This is a genomic window from Chryseobacterium sp. PTM-20240506 (assembly GCF_048296755.1).
GTDB classification, from domain to species: domain Bacteria; phylum Bacteroidota; class Bacteroidia; order Flavobacteriales; family Weeksellaceae; genus Chryseobacterium; species Chryseobacterium proteolyticum.
This window is the reverse complement of sequence record NZ_CP182581.1, coordinates 3248171-3264787: the sequence shown is the minus strand read 5'-3', so window position 1 is coordinate 3264787 and position 16617 is coordinate 3248171. Positions and strand designations below refer to the sequence as shown.

At 36.3% G+C, this 16617-nt stretch carries 17 protein-coding genes; 9 read left to right on the top strand and 8 right to left on the bottom strand.

Features of this window, described 5'->3' with window-relative positions; all coding sequences use genetic code 11:
* Nucleotides 1–40 precede the first annotated feature (40 nt).
* From ACNFU2_RS14550 to ACNFU2_RS14525, 6 genes are all read right to left on the bottom strand, one after another.
* Nucleotides 41–1576, bottom strand: a complete 1536-nt coding sequence (locus ACNFU2_RS14550) for a YifB family Mg chelatase-like AAA ATPase (protein ID WP_306613291.1) — start codon at nucleotides 1574–1576, stop codon at nucleotides 41–43.
* A 97-nt stretch (nucleotides 1577–1673) separates the two neighbouring features.
* Complete coding sequence (locus ACNFU2_RS14545) at nucleotides 1674–2144, bottom strand: YbaK/EbsC family protein (RefSeq protein ID WP_273650328.1); 471 nt, start codon at nucleotides 2142–2144, stop codon at nucleotides 1674–1676.
* A gap of 182 nt (nucleotides 2145–2326) precedes the next feature.
* Complete coding sequence (locus ACNFU2_RS14540; RefSeq protein ID WP_273650327.1) at nucleotides 2327–3301, bottom strand: T9SS type A sorting domain-containing protein; 975 nt, start codon at nucleotides 3299–3301, stop codon at nucleotides 2327–2329.
* Between the two features lie 44 nt (nucleotides 3302–3345).
* Entirely contained in the window at nucleotides 3346–4743 is a 1398-nt protein-coding gene (locus ACNFU2_RS14535; protein WP_418122140.1) for an outer membrane beta-barrel protein, read from the bottom strand.
* The gene (locus ACNFU2_RS14530; RefSeq protein WP_273650325.1) at nucleotides 4736–5302 is read right to left on the bottom strand and encodes an RNA polymerase sigma factor; all 567 of its coding nucleotides are present in this window, start codon (nucleotides 5300–5302) and stop codon (nucleotides 4736–4738) included. Before ACNFU2_RS14530 ends, ACNFU2_RS14535 begins: the two co-directional genes overlap by 8 nt.
* Before the next feature lie 109 nt (nucleotides 5303–5411).
* The gene (locus ACNFU2_RS14525; protein WP_273650324.1) at nucleotides 5412–5987 is read right to left on the bottom strand and encodes a DUF4840 domain-containing protein; all 576 of its coding nucleotides are present in this window, start codon (nucleotides 5985–5987) and stop codon (nucleotides 5412–5414) included.
* 279 nt (nucleotides 5988–6266) lie between these two features.
* On the opposite strand from ACNFU2_RS14525, the gene ACNFU2_RS14520 reads away from it, so the two are divergent.
* From ACNFU2_RS14520 to ACNFU2_RS14500, 5 genes are read left to right on the top strand one after another with little or no spacing between them, the layout of a single operon-like run.
* Entirely contained in the window at nucleotides 6267–7196 is a 930-nt protein-coding gene (locus ACNFU2_RS14520; protein WP_418122137.1) for an NADP-dependent oxidoreductase, read from the top strand.
* Between the two features lie 40 nt (nucleotides 7197–7236).
* Nucleotides 7237–7746, top strand: coding sequence for a hypothetical protein (locus ACNFU2_RS14515; protein ID WP_273650322.1), 510 nt, complete (start codon nucleotides 7237–7239; stop codon nucleotides 7744–7746).
* Nucleotides 7743–8090: a tRNA-binding protein gene (locus ACNFU2_RS14510; protein ID WP_273650321.1), complete on the top strand. Its 348-nt coding sequence runs from the start codon at nucleotides 7743–7745 to the stop codon at nucleotides 8088–8090. Before ACNFU2_RS14515 ends, ACNFU2_RS14510 begins: the two co-directional genes overlap by 4 nt.
* Before the next feature lie 14 nt (nucleotides 8091–8104).
* A complete protein-coding gene (locus tag ACNFU2_RS14505) occupies nucleotides 8105–8809 on the top strand; it encodes a 3'-5' exonuclease (RefSeq protein WP_273650320.1) in 705 nt (234 codons plus the stop codon).
* A 3-nt stretch (nucleotides 8810–8812) separates the two neighbouring features.
* Nucleotides 8813–9139, top strand: a complete 327-nt coding sequence (locus ACNFU2_RS14500) for an SUF system Fe-S cluster assembly protein (RefSeq protein ID WP_089028448.1) — start codon at nucleotides 8813–8815, stop codon at nucleotides 9137–9139.
* A 53-nt stretch (nucleotides 9140–9192) separates the two neighbouring features.
* Here the strand turns inward: ACNFU2_RS14500 and ACNFU2_RS14495 are convergent, their stop codons facing one another.
* Complete coding sequence (locus ACNFU2_RS14495; RefSeq protein WP_273650319.1) at nucleotides 9193–10029, bottom strand: sulfurtransferase; 837 nt, start codon at nucleotides 10027–10029, stop codon at nucleotides 9193–9195.
* Nucleotides 10030–10121: 92 nt separating this feature from the next.
* Entirely contained in the window at nucleotides 10122–10970 is an 849-nt protein-coding gene (locus ACNFU2_RS14490; RefSeq protein ID WP_273651070.1) for a hydroxymethylglutaryl-CoA lyase, read from the bottom strand.
* Between the two features lie 186 nt (nucleotides 10971–11156).
* Between ACNFU2_RS14490 and pepT the strand changes: the two genes are divergently transcribed.
* From pepT to ACNFU2_RS14470, 4 genes are all read left to right on the top strand, one after another.
* Nucleotides 11157–12404, top strand: coding sequence for a peptidase T (pepT, locus tag ACNFU2_RS14485; protein WP_273650318.1), 1248 nt, complete (start codon nucleotides 11157–11159; stop codon nucleotides 12402–12404).
* 184 nt (nucleotides 12405–12588) lie between these two features.
* Nucleotides 12589–13905, top strand: a complete 1317-nt coding sequence (locus tag ACNFU2_RS14480; protein ID WP_418122133.1) for a hypothetical protein — start codon at nucleotides 12589–12591, stop codon at nucleotides 13903–13905.
* A 168-nt stretch (nucleotides 13906–14073) separates the two neighbouring features.
* Nucleotides 14074–14313: a hypothetical protein gene (locus ACNFU2_RS14475; RefSeq protein WP_418122131.1), complete on the top strand. Its 240-nt coding sequence runs from the start codon at nucleotides 14074–14076 to the stop codon at nucleotides 14311–14313.
* A 738-nt stretch (nucleotides 14314–15051) separates the two neighbouring features.
* Entirely contained in the window at nucleotides 15052–16524 is a 1473-nt protein-coding gene (locus ACNFU2_RS14470) for an RCC1 domain-containing protein (RefSeq protein WP_273650315.1), read from the top strand.
* Nucleotides 16525–16617: the final 93 nt, after the last annotated feature.

Below are 16617 nucleotides of genomic sequence, written 5' to 3'. Positions count from 1 at the left end.
TAAAAAAATGATGAAGGCTTTTACCCCATATAAGTCCACATCAAACATTCCAAAACTCCCGATCCAAACTTCTGTATTGTATGGCTTCAGAAATATGATGTGAGAAAATATTTTCAGATTCATCAAGATCTGCAATTGTCCGTGCAACCTTCAGAATTCTGTCATACGCTCTTGCGGACAGACCCAGCTTGTCCATCGCTTGTTTTATCAGAGCAAATGAAACCTCATCTAAAGCACAAAATTGCTCAATTTGTCGCGAGCCCATTTGCGCATTGTAACTAATTTCTAAATCTTGATATCTGGCCTGTTGGATTTCTCTGGCTTTCAGTACCCTTGCTCTGATCGTTTCACTTTTTTCACCCTTTCTCTTTTCAGTTAATTGCTCAAATTCAACTTTTTGGATTTCTATGTGGATATCAATACGATCTAAAAGAGGGCCTGATAATTTATTCATATAACGTTGCATTTCCGCAAGGGATGAAGTATTATTAGGATCATCCGGGAAGTATCCGCTAGGACTTGGATTCATCGATGCAATAAGCATAAAGCTCGAGGGATAGTTTACTGTAAACTTTGCCCTTGAAATGGTAACCTCACGATCTTCTAAGGGCTGTCGCATCACTTCAAGCACTGTTCTTTTGAACTCAGGCATTTCATCAAGGAATAAAACACCATTATGTGCGAGGGATATCTCTCCTGGCTGTGGATAGCTTCCCCCACCGACCAAGGCTACATCCGATATCGTATGATGAGGTGATCTGAAAGGACGAATGGTCATTAAAGAAGTTTCAGCACCTATTTTCCCGGCAACGGAATGTATTTTTGTTGTTTCCAAAGCCTCCTTTAAGGTTAATGGAGGTAAAATACTGGGAACTCTTTTTGCCAGCATTGTCTTTCCGCTTCCGGGTGGACCTATCAAAATTATATTATGCCCTCCTGCTGCGGCAACTTCCATTGCCCTCTTTGCCGTTTCCTGCCCTTTTACTTCTGAAAAATCAAAAGGAAACTGATTTACTTTTTCCTGGAATTCTTTTTTTATATCCAAAACAACCTTTTCAATGGGTATTCCTTCATTAAAAAAATCAATCACCTCTTTGATATTACTGACTCCATAAACATCAATTCCTTCCACCACAGCAGCTTCTCTGGTATTTTGCATGGGTAAAATAATCCCCTTAAATCCCTCCTCCTTCGCCTGGATTGCAATGGGTAAAATTCCTTTAATCGGCTGTAAGCTCCCATCCAATGAAAGTTCTCCCATAATGATATAGTTGTGGATATTTTCAGCAAGAATTTGGTCTGATGCAGCTAAAATCCCTATCGCAATACTTAAGTCATATGCGGAACCTTCTTTCCGAAGATCTGCGGGAGCCATATTAATTGTAATTTTTTTACCGGGAATTTTGAAACCGACATTTCTTAATGCTGCAGAAATCCTATAGCTGCTTTCTTTGATTGCATTGTCGGGGAGACCAACTAAATGATAGCCAACGCCACCTGTATCAATATTAACTTCAATAGTAATCGTTCGTGCCGCAACTCCATGAATTGCGCTTCCATAAATTTTGATCAGCATAAGTGTGTTTTAATGTAAATATATCATTTTTTATAAATGAATGAAATATTCATCATTAAAAACTCTGGCAAGAATTTATGTATTTCCTTTGTCGTTTTCAACCGCCTTTCGTAACATCAACCCATTTTTTGAAACCCGATAAAACCTCTAATTCAGAAATAGAAAGTTTTATAGCTGAGTTAGCACTTCCACAAGCCGGATACACAAACTCAAACTCTTTAAGCGAAATGTCTAAAAAAACTGAAACTTGCGAATTAACACCAAAGGGGCAAACACCACCAACAGGATGTCCTACCAAAGGTTCCACATCTTCAAAAGCAAGCATCTTTGCCTTTAATCCAAATTCATCTTTAAACTTTCTATTATCGATCTTCCGGTACCCTGCGGCTACAATTAAAATAACATCGTTATTCTCATCGTACAATGAAATAGATTTTGCTATTTTATTTCCACTAATGTTCAATGCTGCTGCAGCCAGCTCCACCGTGGCACTGGAGGTATCAAATATTATCACTTCGGAATCCTTATTCCATTTTTTCAAGTGAAGTTTTGCTTTTTCTATTCCCATTGTATGATCAAACAAATGCTAATTATATCTTGTTAAATATAATTCATTTCTTACAAAAAAGAAGGACTCATTACGCTATATTGGTTCTGTTTCCGGATAAAAAAACCGGTGCAGAATAAATTCTGCACCGACTCCACAATTATTGAAAAAACTAACATGAGTTATAAAGGGGCACTCATATTTTACTTTTTAATGAACTTATTTTTGTACATTTTATCTTTAGAATCTTTGGAAACAATAATATAATTGCCTGTAGCAAGACCGCTTACATCGATAGGCTGATTATAGGTATGGTTCTTTTTTTGTAAAACAAGTCTTCCTGATGCATCAATTATAGAAACTTCTTTATAAACTTTATCCGAATCTTTCCCAATGAAGATAAGCTGAGTCGCAGGATTTGGATAAATACTCATTTCATTCCCTTTTTTAGGATCAACTTCTCCGGTTCCAAGATTACAAAAGTTCCAGTTTCCAAAGTTTAGCTTTACAAAAGATTGTAATCCCAGGAATTCACATTGATCAGGACAATAAGCCGTACATGCATAGAAGCCATACTCACCTGATTCTGTCGCTACATAAGTATCTCCGGTAGCTCCAGAAATGATGCACCCATCTCCTGAAACCGGTGGTATATTGCTCGGTGCACATTTGTACCATGTATGAACTCCATACACAACCGGAAAAATATCATCAAATTGTACCGATGCACCATTACATACATTATATTCTCCCGGACCTATATTTTCGTAAGTTCCCGGAGTTAGTGTCGTCATCATAGCCGGAAGTGCATAGGCATATCCATCAGCCATAATTTCTGCGCTTTGTGCTGTACAATCATTAAGTGTAGCTTCTACTTTAAAATAATAAAGCATATCACTTGAACCATTAATCGTCAGAGTCTGGGAGGTAGCCCCAGAAATAGGAACCCAAGGATTAGTATTGGGGGACTGCCATGTCCACGCCTGTTTGTACCATTGATAACTACCATAAGTTTGTGTTGAAAGTACTTCTGATTCCGTGTTGCAAAACACGACTTTATTGGGAAATTGAGCTCCTAATCTAGGACTGGTAATGGTAGGTGTAAATGAACACTGCGCACTTACTTTTAAGAGATTTAAAAGTAAAAACAGTGATAAAAAAATTAGTTTTGTTTTCATAGATATTAATTTAATTTTGGTTGTTATTTTTCGGTCCTCACAAATCAATCAAGTAATACTCTTATTCCGAATTTGACATTAAAATTCAATGGCTTCTCTTTATAGATTGTATTCAAAGCACCATCGTTTTTAAAATGATAGCCTATACCGGGCTCTGCATATATGCCTATTTTGTCAACAAGTTTTAGCTGCAGCCCTAAAGCTGTATTTAATGAAACCTGTACCGGCTGGTTTCCAAGCTTTTCTTTTGTTTCTCCATTCACTTCATTATCAATAATATAATGTGTCTTAAAGCTTCCTCCAACGGATTTTTCAGCAAGTGCTCCTACGGTAACATAACCCGTAAAATTCCCTTTCTGGATAACGTTGTAGTTAACCTGAACAGGAATGCCCAAATAATGTATTGTCTGCTCACTTTTTACAAAGTTCGACTGGCTTCCGGAATGAAGTTCAGAAGATAGTTTAGTATAGTTTAAACCAGTCCCTATACCCCACTTTTTACCCAGATTATAATAAAGAGAAACGCCAAGATTCAGAGGAACTTTATGCCTTACCGTTGCTTCTACATTTTGACTCTGGTTAGCCACAAGAACTTTTACAAATGGATCTTCAGAAAAAGCAGATGCACTCCATACCTGATCAAGAGTTAACGGACCTCCGCTGATTGTAGCATATCCCGGAAATTGTTGTGAGTTAGATGAGGCTTTACCTGTCAGTAAACTTAGCATCCATGACTTTTTGTTCTTCTGTTTTTTTTCTTTTAATGTATTTGCTAATGATTTGTCCTGTACCCCTAAATCCGTTTCAGAAATAAGTTTGTTAATCTCCTCTTCTCTATTAATAGGTAAAAGATTCTTCATTTCACGAATCCTGGGAATCTGATTTTGAATTACAGGAGCATATTGTGTGTGCAGGCCAGCCAACAAATCCGTTTCTTCCTTTACTGACCTATACTGGACATTTCTTACACCTCTCCTATTCCCATATGCATATACATTCGTTGAAAAAATATCCTGTTCCGGGGTACGATCTTTCTTCTGCCCAAATTCCTTTAGAACATCGGACTCTCCTTTTTCGTTAAATGAGGAAATGCGATTATCTGGCGTGTGAGAATTACTTTCAGCAGAACTCTTATCTTCTGACTTGCCAATTTTGGGTTTAACATTATGGTTTACCTCCCATAGTTGTTTGCCCACAATAAAAAATAATGCAATCGCAGCGGCTATACTGGCAATACGATAAATGAATGCCCCTCTTTTTTTATTTGAATCTGAGTCTTCACTATCGATCGCTTTATTTGCTTCAGTAAAAAGCCCAACAATATTTTTATCCTCATCTTTATCGAATAATTCATCTTTGATGTTATCCCATAATCCATCCGGAACATCACCTTCGTGATCTTCCATCTTCCTGCGCAGATCGTTTAACCATTGATTACTCATATTGCGCTTTTATTAACATTTTATATTCTTTAACTTTCTGAACAAGCATAGCTTTAGCTCTGTGAAATTGCGAAGCCGAAGAATTTTCTGCTATCCCCAACAATTCCGCAATCTGTTTATGGCTTTTATTTTCAAATACATAGAGATTAAAAACAGTCCTATAGCCTTCCGGAAGTGAACGGATCATTTCCATCATAGCCTCCTGTGGCATCTCTTCTATTTCCGGTTCCTCATCGTCCGTTTTATCCGGAATATCAGAATCGTTCATCGTTACTTTAAAATCTGAATGTTGTCTGATATGTTTTAGTGATTCATTGACCACAATACGGGTAATCCAGGCTTTAAGGGATCCGCTTCCCCGATATTCAAATGAATCTATTGAGCGGAACATTTTGATAAAACTATTCTGTAGTACGTCACGGACGTCATCCTTATCAATGATATAGCGAGAGCACACATAAGAAAGATTCCCGGAATATGCTCCGAAAAGCTCCTTCCATGCAGCTTCTTCTTTTAAGAGAAGACGATTAACTAAAATCTGCTCCTTATTTGCCTCCATTGATTATGTTTCCCTGACGCCTCGTTTTAATGATTGATAAATCTTAATGCAAAAATAGGTTGCAACATTGCAAAGCGCAACCTATTTTAATTTTGCATCTAACTATTACTTAATTTTTTATACAATATGGAAAATCATATTTAATCATTTCATACGGTGTCAGCACTGTTCCGTCTACCGTAATTTTTTCTGCGACCAAACCAAATTTCATTGCATAGTTCTGGCCAACATAAAATCCTTTTTCTTTCGCTGTAAATGTCACAATTGTTTTTTTCACCGCTCCATCCATTGGAATATTGAGCTCTAAAGTCTTAGGAGTAAAAGTTAATTCCACTGCATTATAATTTGCATTTACCACAGCTGTATAATTAAGGTTATATTTTACTTTTCCCATTGCCGTAAGAGCAGCTTCAGTTTTTGCAGGGTCTTTTACTACGGCTTTCACAATTTCTTTTACGGGAAGGTCTGCGAACTTTATGGTGTCTTTCTTCACAGCAAAACTTACTACCGCCTCAGCTTTATTGTTTCCCTGACTTGTTATTAGCCTTCCTTTATAATTTCCAATAACATCTTGTAATTTTACTGGTGGAATATCTGGTCCGTCATTGTTACATGAAATTAAGCTAAGTCCCATAAAACCAATCAACACAGCCATAAAAGCTTTAAGTACTATAAATTTCTTCATTTTTTAAATTTGTTGCATTAAACACTATTTTATTTATTTTGAGTACTCACTTATATAAACCCTCTTTTCTTAAAATCTTGCACAACTTTTAAAATAAAAATGAAAACGCAAAAGTAAGCAACTGATTATCAGTTAAAAAAATCACAATATCAATATTTTAATAATAAACCAGTAAATTCAGGCTTCGAAATAATTACCCCTTTGCATATCTAAAATATCCTGCAATGCTTTTTAAAAAACCAATAAAATCCATACATTAGATTATCATAAAAAAATAATATGAAAGCCATTATAATCAATGAATTTGGAACGGCCGACCAACTTAAAATCGCAGAGATAGAAAAACCGGTAATTACTTCTGATCAGGTTTTAATAAAAGTAAAAGCCATAGGAATTAACCCTGTAGAAACAAAAATCAGAGCAGGCTCACATATTTCATCGAAAACGCTTAAGTTTCCTGCCATTTTAGGAAAAGATTTCAGTGGGATTGTTGAGGAAGTGGGAAAGAATGTTCAGAACGTTGAGGTCGGAGATGCTGTTTTTGGATTAGCTACTCAAACTTATGCCGAATATATTGCCGTCAGTCCGGAAGTATTCATAAAAAAGCCTGAAAATATCACTTTTGAAGAAGCAGCAGCTGCTCCTTTAGCTGGTCTCACCGCTTATCAGGCTATTCATGATCATTTAAAAGTTCAGTCTGGCGAACACATTCTGGTTCAGTCCGCAGCGGGAGGAGTTGGTCATTTTGCCGTTCAATTGGCTAAAATAGCCGGTGCTTCAGTGAGTGGTACAGCCTCCGGTAAAAATATTGAGTTCATTAAAGAGCTTGGTGTGGATCAGCCTATTGACTATAAAAATCAAAGATTTGAGGAAATCTTATCCGATCTTGATGCTGCCCTTGATACTATGGGTGGAGAAGTATTGTACGGATCAATCAATTGTGTAAAGCCCGGAGGAAAAGTCGTTTGTTTACCTTCCTATACTAAAGATGATCCTAAAGCAATTGAACTGGCACAAAAACGCAATATCAATCTGATGTGGACCATGCTTACTTTTAAAAGGGAAAGCCTGATAAAACTATCAGAACTGATCGAAAAAGGATTATTAAAGATTTTTGTTGGAGAAATCTTGCCAATGAACGAAATAGCAGAGGCGCACAGAGAAATTGAGACCCATCGTACAAAAGGAAAGATTGTAGTTAGAATATAGTTTTTATTATTTTAATATATTTGTTAAAAACATCATCTGAATGAACCTTGAACAGGTTAGTTTACATCTTGAGGCATATAAGGAACATGATCAGATATTAGATGCGGCCAATTATCTGATCCGCACTTTTAACCTGGAGCATGAGAACTTTGCCGGCTTTGGATTCCGGGAGGAACTTTCCCCTAATTCCATGTTATTGACTGCTGAAGGACAATTGGGTCACCCTCAAAAGGTAATGATCCCCAGAAACATATTCGATTTTGATTTGAGTCTTGTTCTGAATATGCTGGCTCATGAAATGCTTCATGTAAGGCAGAAAGTTCCTGGTCAATTTATTGAAGATAAAAATGAAAGGGAATTTCAGGCATATTCGGAAATGCTTTTTCATCGGATTTTTCCACAAATTCCTGAAGTTTCGGATTTTCATAAAAAGTTTTTTGGAAATAAAGCTTTGGAATACTACAGAAGAATGGGAGAAAATTCTCAATTACAGCAAAAATATGCAGGGCAGAAATTAGAAGTTGAACAATTAATAAACCAAATATCATGATAATAAAACCAGATATCTCCTGGGCAGATTTTGAGAAAATAGATATACGATGCGGAACTATTATTTCCGTTAATGATTTTGAAAAGGCAAGGAATCCTTCCTACCAGTTGGAAATTGATTTTGGCCCGCTCGGTATTAAAAAATCTTCAGCTCAGATCACAGCATTATATCAAAAAGAAGACCTAATTGGAAAACAAATTTTAGCTGTTGTGAACTTTCCGAAAAAACAAATTGCCAACTTTTTTAGTGAATGCCTTGTTTTAGGATTGTATGGTGAGAACAAAAGTGATGTTACTCTTTTAGCACCTTCGCTACCTGTAAAAAATGGAATGCAGGTGGGATAAAATATAAAATACTTATGATACAACACATTCCTTTAGAAAAGATATTATTCCTTGATATTGAAACAGTTCCGAATGCAGGATCATGGGACGACTTATCCGAAACAGACCAGAAGCTTTGGGATAAAAAAACCAGATTTCAACGGAAAGATGATATTTCTGCCGAAGAATTTTATTCTGAAAGAGCAGGAATAATGGCAGAATTTGGGAAAATCATCTGCATTACCATAGGAATGGTAGAAAAGAATGACACTTTAAAGATAAAAAGCTTTGCTCATCATGATGAAAAAAAGCTCCTTACAGAGTTCGGAGAAATATTCAACAGTCCAAGGCTACGGGATGTAATTTTATGTGCACACAATGGAAAAGAGTTTGATTTTCCCTGGATTGCACGCCGTTTTCTGATCAATGGAATGCAACCTCCGGTTCCTTTTCAGATGTTCGGAAAAAAACCTTGGGAAATTCCTCATATCGATACGATGGACCTTTGGAAATTCGGAGATTATAAAACGTTTATTTCCCTTGAATTGCTAGCGCATGTTTTTGGAATTCCAACGCCCAAAGATGATATAGATGGCTCAATGGTTTCATCAATCTACTACATAGAGAAAGACTTGCAAAGAATAGTTGACTATTGTGAAAAAGATGTCTTAACTTTGGCAAATGTTTTTCGCCGCATGCGGCAGGAAGATTTGTTGAAAAGAAATATCAATCAAGATTAAAAAATGAAATTTACAGACGATCAAATTGCTGATATAGGAGAAGAAATTATAAGAGTACTTAAGTCCGTATACGATCCTGAAATCCCTGTGGATATTTATGAATTGGGACTTGTATATGATGTACAGATTTCTGAGGATGGCGATGTTAAGATCATCATGACTCTTACAACTCCAAACTGCCCGGTTGCAGAAACATTACCACAAGAGGTAAAGGATAAGGTTCAAAGTGTAGAAGGAGTAAACAGTGTTGATTTAGAACTTACTTTTGAGCCAAGCTGGAATAAAGATATGATGAGTGAGGAAGCCAAATTCGAATTAGGAATGCTCTAAAAATCAGAATAGAAAATAAAAAAACCGCAGGAATAATTCCTGCGGTTTTATTTTTAAGTCTCTGTTGCTATTTTTTTTCCTTCTCTTCTGCTCCATTCGCTCCATGAACCTACATAAAGATCAGGGATTGGTAAGCCGGCATAGTCCAAAGCTAATATAGTATGACATGCCGTTACTCCTGAACCACAATGAATGATCAGGTTTTGAGATTTGTCCTTTAATAATTTTGAATATTTTTCTTTTAAGACTTCTGGTTTAAGGAAATTCCCGTTTTCATCAAGATTTTCTGAAAAAGGAATATTAATCGCTCCGGGAATATGCCCCGCTATCAGATCAATCGGTTCAGAATCTCCTTTATAACGGTAAGCATCCCGTACATCAATTACTGTTGAAGAGTTGTTTATTAATTCATTTTCAACATCTTCCAGGCTTAATGTTGGCAGAAGCCATCTTTGATTTTGCATAGGTGCAGTTTTTTCATAAACCTCCTCTCCTGATGCACATTCCACACCTTCTCTTTCAGCCGCCTGAAACCCACCATCTAAAACCTGAACCTCTTTAAGTCCAAAAGAACGCAACATCCACCATGCTCGTGCAGCCGCATTGGCACCATTTTTATCATCGTAGATAATCACATGGCTATCTTCAGAAATCCCCAAGGCTGCCAATGTTCTACCAAATTCTTCAATCCCGGGTAAAGGATGCCTTCCTCCAAAAGCTGCATCTTCTCCGATTTCAGCAAGATCTGTATCTAGATTGATGAATCGCGCTCCCTTAATATGCTTTTCCAAATAACTCTGGTATATATCTTTACCTACTCGTGCATCAAGGATGATTAGATTTTGAGTTTCTAAATTTCTTAATTGTGAAGCTGAAATAATCGGGGACATACAATTCTTTTGTTAATTAGGTTCTGGCTAAAGCCGAATGATATAATAATTCAAAAACGGGCTAAAGCCCGCCTACTGATTGATTTTATATTTTAAAAATGAAAAATATCTTTTGCTTTATTATATGAGCTCTCGAAGTTTAAAAGATTAAGATTATGGTCTATTTTCTCTACACTCATAAAGTTAATTACCTGCTCGGTAGGCATATTACCTACCAGATCATCTTCCGCCATAGGACATCCTCCAATTCCTTTAATAGCACTATCAAACCTTTTGCACCCCTGGTCATAAGCCGCCTTTAATTTGGAATAAGAATCTTCATATCGGTTATGAAAATGTCCTCCAAAATTAATTTCAGGATGTTTTGCGGGTATTTTTTCGAATAAAAGGGCAATTTTTTCGGGAGTTGCAACGCCTGTTGTATCGGACAACAAAATATTTTCAATTCCGATCTCCGAAAATCTTTGAGCCCAAAACTCTACATCTTCCAACTTCCACATTTCTCCGTATGGATTTCCGAAAGCCATGGAAAAGTAAATATTCAGTTCCTTATTCTCTGATTTTACAAGCTCCTGCATTTTAATGATCTCATTAAAAGCTTCTTCCTGATTTTTGTTAGTATTCCTGTGTTGAAAAGTTTCAGATATTGAAAAAGGAAACCCCAGAATATCTACAGCCTGATGCTTTAGTGCTTTTTCAGCTCCTCTGTAATTTCCTATAATGGCAGAAATCTTCGTATTTGATAAAGATTTGTCTATATTTTCAGCAACCTCATCAGAGTCAGCCATTTGCGGGATAGCTTTTGGAGAGACAAAACTGAGGCTATCCAACACATCAAATCCCACTTCCATCAGAGAGTTGATGTAATCAATTTTTTTATTTGTGGGAATAAATTCCCCCCAGCCTTGCATGGCATCCCTAGGACATTCGGTAAGAAACATTTTCACTTTAGATTTTCTCAAATATAATAAAACTTAACAAGTTTATCTACGATCAATACAAAGCTAACATAATTTTGATTTTCAATTATTTATATATGATTCAAAATTTCAATAACTGATATTCAGCCGCAAATAATGTATTCTGAGCATCAAATTTGCTAACTTTGTTAAAATTTATACCGGATAATGAGTACTATAGAATTCAACCAATTATGGAGAGAGAAGTTATTGAATCGTTTTCTTAACTATGTAAAAATATATTCAACAAGTGATGCAGAGAGTGAAGCAACTCCTTCTACTCCGCAGCAATGGGACATCGCTAATTATATTGTTGAGGAATTAAAAACAATCGGTCTGGAGAATGTTTCTATTGATGACAATGGTTATATTATGGGTTATGTTCCATCTAATCTTGAGAATAATGACCAACCTACCATTGGATTTATTTCACATTATGATACTTCACCCGACTTCAGTGGTGAAAATGTAAATCCTCAGGTTTGGGATAACTATGATGGTGGAGACCTCCTTCTTAATAAGGCAACCGGATTCACTCTTTCCTCTTCAAAATTTGAAAGTTTAAAAAAATATATTGGGCAAACTTTGATCACAACAGATGGGAATACCCTTCTCGGAGCTGATGACAAAGCCGGATGTGCAGAAATTGTTACAGCTGCTGAATATCTTATCGCTCACCCTGAGATCAAACACGGAAGAATTGCGATTGGTTTTACACCTGATGAAGAGATCGGAAGAGGTGCTCACAAGTTTGATGTAGCAAAATTCGGAGCAGAATGGGCTTATACAATGGACGGAGGTGAAGTTGGGGAGCTAGAATATGAAAATTTTAACGCTGCCGGAGCTGTTGTAAAAATCCATGGATTAAGCGTACACCCTGGTTATGCATATGGAAAAATGATCAATGCGAGTCTTTTAGCTGCTGAGTTTGCACAATCTCTTCCAGCGAACGAAACACCATCTACAACTAAAGGATTTGACGGGTTTTATCACCTGATGGATATTACTGCTGATATTTCTGAAGCCAAGCTTCAATATATAATCCGTGATCATGATGATGAAAAATTTGAAGCACGAAAAAAATTCATTGAGCAAAAAGTTGCAGCATTTAATGAAAAACACGGTGAAGGGACTGCAGAAATTGAGATTAAGGAACAGTATCGTAACATGAAACAGCAGTTCGAAGGAAAAATGCATATCATTGATCTTGCAGCCAAAGCAATGAGGGAAGCTGATATTGAGCCTAAGATAAAAGCGATCAGAGGAGGTACAGATGGGGCACAATTATCTTATATGGGACTTCCTTGTCCAAATATCTTCGCTGGTGGAATCAATTTTCATGGCCCTTATGAATATGTTGCATTAGAAAGCATGGAAAAAGCTACTGAAGTTATAATCAATATTGTAAAGAAGTAATAAAGCATTTGATTTAAATATTAAATAATAAGCCTCTGTTGGAACGGAGGCTTTTTCTTTTTCACATACAATCATCTCATTAACAAATTATTATATGCATAACGGTTTTTTTATTTTCTACTTCTCTTCATAGTGATTAAATAAAATTAATCTGTAACTTGGAAGAACTAAAAATCTTTCGCTTATGAAAAACAACTTTAACAATTTCAGAACTTATAGAAGATTTTTTAACCTTATAATTCTTTCTATATTCACAGCAGTAATTCTAACTTCGTGTTCACAGGACAATTTGAACGAGGACCCGGTAGTACCTCAAACAGAATCCGGTGGCTTCAAAACTTTGGGAAATCTTACTTTACAAAAAAATGTCATTATTCTTGATGATGAATCCGTATCAGCAATTTCCAAACTGGATAATCAGAATATTACCTTTAATAAAGCAACCGATCAAACTGATGACATTCAGGCCGGGAGTGTTTTAGTTGGAACAAAAATAGAAGGAGATCAGGTAAAGACGATCCTTTCTAAAGTACAATCTGTAACTAAAACAAATAATCAGTATTTTGTGCAGACATCAAGCGCTAAACTTGAAGAATTTATATATAGTGGAACGTTGAGTGGAATTTACGACCCCTCAGGCAAAGCTCCCATCAGTGTTAATGGGAGGATGGTAAATTATGTTCCGGTTGAAGGCTTTATTTCCCAGGAATTAAATAATAAAATCATCAATATAGAAGCTAAAAGTCTAAGTGATCAGAAACTGGTTACTTTTAATCGTTTCAACTTTGACAGGACTTTTCCTATTAATCAACAAGTTGGTCCGGTAGGATTAGCTTCAAGCGTAAACGTAAAAGGTGGAGTAACTCCTAAAATTGATTACAATATTACATTTTCATGGGGACATCTGACCAACTTTTCTGTAAACTTTATCATGGATGATATTGTTTTACAGTCCACTGCGGATATTCAAGCATCAGTAGGTTACACTGTAAGTACTACAGATTTTGTAAGCATTCCAATTGTACCTATCGTATTAGGTCCGACCGGGCTTGTACTGAGTCCTACAATATCTGCAGGTCCTTTTCTTGGAATCGGGGCGACCGGCAAAGCAAAAGTAAACCTTCTTGATGTAGGAGGGACAGCTAATTTCCTGGTTTCAAAAAACCCGGCTCTAAACATCAGCTTGGAAAAAAGATCTGATTTCAGCATCACTTCTCTGGAAGGCACGTTATCTGCGGAAATAGGTCTGGAAGCAAAAGGCGCTGTTGGCTTACAATTTCTAACAGTACCTATTGCCAATTCAGGACTAAGGGGCAGAGCCTCAACTATTGCTGCCTTAGGTGTACAGCTTATACCACAAAGGAAGGGGATTATTGACCTAAAGGCAAAAATCCAGGCAGACATGTTTTATGGATTTGGAGTCTTCCCACTAAGATATGAAGGAACCATTCCCCTTTTCCAAAGAGAATATCCTCTATATCACAAAGAGATCGAATTTTAATATATTATCACTTAAATAAAAGAGAAGCCACGACAATTGTTGTGGTTTCTTGCTTTTGGAGCATAACAACATCATTTAGCCTGTAAGTATTTTACTTATAAATAATTATATTTTAAAGTGAAGGTGTTTTTTTAATATATTTATTACTACAAAAAATCAAATTACATTATGAAAAAACTATTTAGAAAAGATTTGCTAACAATTCTGGGTAGCGGAGGAAATGGCTGCCACAGCAGCGGAGACTCCGCATATTGTTGGACAGATTGTGAATGCACTTATGGTAAGGCATGTGAAATGCAGGACGATGGTAACCCGGGAACCTGTGTAAATATCGGCAGTCCCGGTAGTGGTGGAAATCCCGGAAGCGGCTGTTCCCAAGGGATGATTTGTGAAGAAGAACCATTTTAATAATATCAATCGGAAAATTACTTTTCCGATTTTTTTTGCCTACTCATCAGATCATTGAGAGGAAACTAATTTACATAAAGCCCTTTATCAAAACACAAGTGCTCTTCGTTTTAGAAAACTCATCCTGCACTCACTAGCGATAGCTGGTTTGCGCCTGGTTAGTCCTATTTATTACCATAAATTTTTATTCCTTTAAGTAGAAACAAGCATATAATTCAATTATTCGTAATGGAACTAAAACCGAAATAAGTTTCAACTAAAAAGATTCACCACAACCCATAATAGTTACTTTCACAAAACCAACTAAAAAAACATGATATAAATCATGTTTTTGATAAAAATTAGATGTTTTATAAACAATAAAAGCCTTTGTAGTTTATTTTTTTGATTAATTACACCGAAACAATAAATACAAAACGCTTTATATCAATAAAATAGATAATTTTTTACAGTCATTTAGCTTAAATATATTTTATATTTTCGCGCTGAAAAAAAATTTTTATAAAAAAAAGGAGATAGATTTATTAGTTCCCACGATTGTACCAAATTGCTTATTCTTTTTAGCATCGTTAATTAGCACTAAAATAAATTAAGTAGCTCATTTTTAATGCAAAATATGTATTTGCGGTAAAAATTCGACATAAAAAAAATCCTTCTCCTGTGATTTAATGATATAAAAGAAAAAGAAGAAGACAATTCATCTTAATAATATTATATAACCAATTAAAAACACAAGCAATGACTAAATTAAAAAACCTACTATTGTTGGTGACAACAATCTTTTTATCCAGCATAACTTATGCTCAGGTCGGGGTAAATACCACCTCCCCACAAGGAATTCTGCATTTACAAAACATACCAAGCAAACAAATGGGTTTGGTAATGCCTCGCGTGGACTCTACCGATGTTGCAGTAAGCAACAGCAATACAACTCCAGTAGAAGCTACTGTTGTTTATGATAATAACAAACGATGCCTTAGGTTGAAAACAACAGATGATTCCCAAGGGTGGAGTTCTTGTCTTATAGATGAAACAGAAGTTGAAAACTTAATCCAAACAGAAATAACCTATAATGGTAATAAGCCTGCCAGAGCTAATAAGGTAGCTGCTGCTGACCTCTATGCAGCAACATACATAGACCCTTATAAAAACAATTATGTTTATGGTATGGGACTTCAATCTTCCAATCAGCTAGGAGCTTTAACAGCTGGATCAAAATACCCATCTCTTATTTTAGGCCGCTCTTGTAAGGAGCTTACTATGGGGCGATATAATGGAATGGCTATTACTACAAGTGGGGAGCTCTGGGTATGGGGACAAAATAGCTATGGAAAGAACGGAACCGGAAATACCACTACTGTAGCTTCCCCACGACAAGTTGCGCTTCCCGGAGGTGTTAAAGCTAAAAAAGCAAGAACCGGACAATACAATTCTCTTGTTTTAGGGGAGGATAATCAACTCTATGTAACAGGATATAATGGGTATGGTGTTTTGGGTGACGGAACAACAACCGGCCAAGCCGATACCTTTACAAAAATTAATTTCTTTAACGGGATGGAAGTTATAGATATGGATGTATTTATCTATGGAGCCATCGCAGTTACCAGTGATGGAAATGTTTACACATGGGGACTTAATAGTACAACGTACAGAAGAATAGGGCTTCCAACTAATGTAGGAACCGCTACTACCCCTACCCTTCTTAATTCCCAATTTACATTGAATTCAGGAGAAAAAGTAGTGAAAGTACAAGTTGATGATTACTCCAATTATGGAGGTGGATTTATAACTGATCAGGGAAGGTTCTTTGCTTTTGGTTATATGTTATATTTTGGAGGAGGAAGCGTATATTCGGGACCTACAAATTTAACTCCTAACCTTCAATCCGGAGAACGTTTTACAGAGTTCTCAATGAATAATGGTGTCGCTTTTATCACCAACCAGAATAATATCTATGGTGTTGGACTCAATACCAACGGTCGTTTTGGGACTGGAAATACAAATACCTTAAACGCCGTTACAAGCATTACCCCAGCTCACCTTAATGGTTTTGAATATAGCGGAGTTAGTCTGGGATACAACAATATGTATCTTCCTGCTTCCAATAAAAGAAATGTACTATACGGAGCAGGACAAGGCGCTTACAGACAATTAGGAAGACTGAACGAGTCTGGATCAAATATTTTGGTTCCTGTGTATGAAGATAAGTAAGTTGATTACGATACTCATTTAACTGATATTAGTTATTAAAGGCTGCCTTAAACTAAGGCAGTCTTTTTTATACACAAAGAATAGCTTTTGTTA

Excerpts from the sequence above, each read along its gene's own strand:
- ACNFU2_RS14550 (WP_306613291.1), bottom strand. The coding sequence starts at position 1,576 with ATGCTGATCAAAATTTATGGAAGCGCAATTCATGGAGTTGCGGCACGA.
- ACNFU2_RS14545 (WP_273650328.1), bottom strand. The coding sequence starts at position 2,144 with ATGGGAATAGAAAAAGCAAAACTTCACTTGAAAAAATGGAATAAGGAT.
- ACNFU2_RS14540 (WP_273650327.1), bottom strand. The coding sequence starts at position 3,301 with ATGAAAACAAAACTAATTTTTTTATCACTGTTTTTACTTTTAAATCTC.
- ACNFU2_RS14535 (WP_418122140.1), bottom strand. The coding sequence starts at position 4,743 with ATGAGTAATCAATGGTTAAACGATCTGCGCAGGAAGATGGAAGATCAC.
- ACNFU2_RS14530 (WP_273650325.1), bottom strand. The coding sequence starts at position 5,302 with ATGGAGGCAAATAAGGAGCAGATTTTAGTTAATCGTCTTCTCTTAAAA.
- ACNFU2_RS14525 (WP_273650324.1), bottom strand. The coding sequence starts at position 5,987 with ATGAAGAAATTTATAGTACTTAAAGCTTTTATGGCTGTGTTGATTGGT.
- ACNFU2_RS14520 (WP_418122137.1), top strand. The coding sequence starts at position 6,267 with ATGAAAGCCATTATAATCAATGAATTTGGAACGGCCGACCAACTTAAA.
- ACNFU2_RS14515 (WP_273650322.1), top strand. The coding sequence starts at position 7,237 with ATGAACCTTGAACAGGTTAGTTTACATCTTGAGGCATATAAGGAACAT.
- ACNFU2_RS14510 (WP_273650321.1), top strand. The coding sequence starts at position 7,743 with ATGATAATAAAACCAGATATCTCCTGGGCAGATTTTGAGAAAATAGAT.
- ACNFU2_RS14505 (WP_273650320.1), top strand. The coding sequence starts at position 8,105 with ATGATACAACACATTCCTTTAGAAAAGATATTATTCCTTGATATTGAA.
- ACNFU2_RS14500 (WP_089028448.1), top strand. The coding sequence starts at position 8,813 with ATGAAATTTACAGACGATCAAATTGCTGATATAGGAGAAGAAATTATA.
- ACNFU2_RS14495 (WP_273650319.1), bottom strand. The coding sequence starts at position 10,029 with ATGTCCCCGATTATTTCAGCTTCACAATTAAGAAATTTAGAAACTCAA.
- ACNFU2_RS14490 (WP_273651070.1), bottom strand. The coding sequence starts at position 10,970 with ATGTTTCTTACCGAATGTCCTAGGGATGCCATGCAAGGCTGGGGGGAA.
- pepT (WP_273650318.1), top strand. The coding sequence starts at position 11,157 with ATGAGTACTATAGAATTCAACCAATTATGGAGAGAGAAGTTATTGAAT.
- ACNFU2_RS14480 (WP_418122133.1), top strand. The coding sequence starts at position 12,589 with ATGAAAAACAACTTTAACAATTTCAGAACTTATAGAAGATTTTTTAAC.
- ACNFU2_RS14475 (WP_418122131.1), top strand. The coding sequence starts at position 14,074 with ATGAAAAAACTATTTAGAAAAGATTTGCTAACAATTCTGGGTAGCGGA.
- ACNFU2_RS14470 (WP_273650315.1), top strand. The coding sequence starts at position 15,052 with ATGACTAAATTAAAAAACCTACTATTGTTGGTGACAACAATCTTTTTA.